Consider the following 463-nt stretch of genomic DNA (forward strand, 5'->3'; position numbering starts at 1 on the left):
CTGCCCGCACCCAGGTTGAAAAAGCCCGACGAACTACCCTCGCCGGAGTTGAAGAACCCCGACGACGGAGCACCCGTGTGGTTGCCGATGCCCGGGCCCGCCGGGATGGAGAACAACGGGATATCGATCGGGCCGATGGTGCCGACGATGCCGCCGAACGTGGTGTACCCCGGGCCACCGAGCACAAAGTTCAGCCGTGGGCCACTGATCGTTATGGTCGGAACGTCGATGGGACCGATGGTGCCGCTCGTGTTGCTGAGGGAACTGAGATCGAGCGCGTTGATGTGGAACGGCATCGTGGTGATATCGAATGTGCCACCGGAGATAATCGTGTTCACCGGGAAGCGCATGCCGAAGTCCACATAGATCTGGTCGATGTGAATCGAGTAGGTGACCCCGGTGATGCCTTGGGCGTCGCCGCGGATGAAGAACCCGTTGTTCATGTTGCCGGAGTTGCCGATAC

At 60.9% G+C, this 463-nt stretch carries 1 pseudogene; it reads right to left on the reverse strand.

Features of this window, described 5'->3' with window-relative positions:
* Positions 1-463: pseudogene (locus BST27_RS33005) on the reverse strand (PPE family protein); the annotation flags it as partial.

This window comes from Mycobacterium intermedium, assembly GCF_002086275.1.
GTDB lineage: Bacteria > Actinomycetota > Actinomycetes > Mycobacteriales > Mycobacteriaceae > Mycobacterium > Mycobacterium intermedium.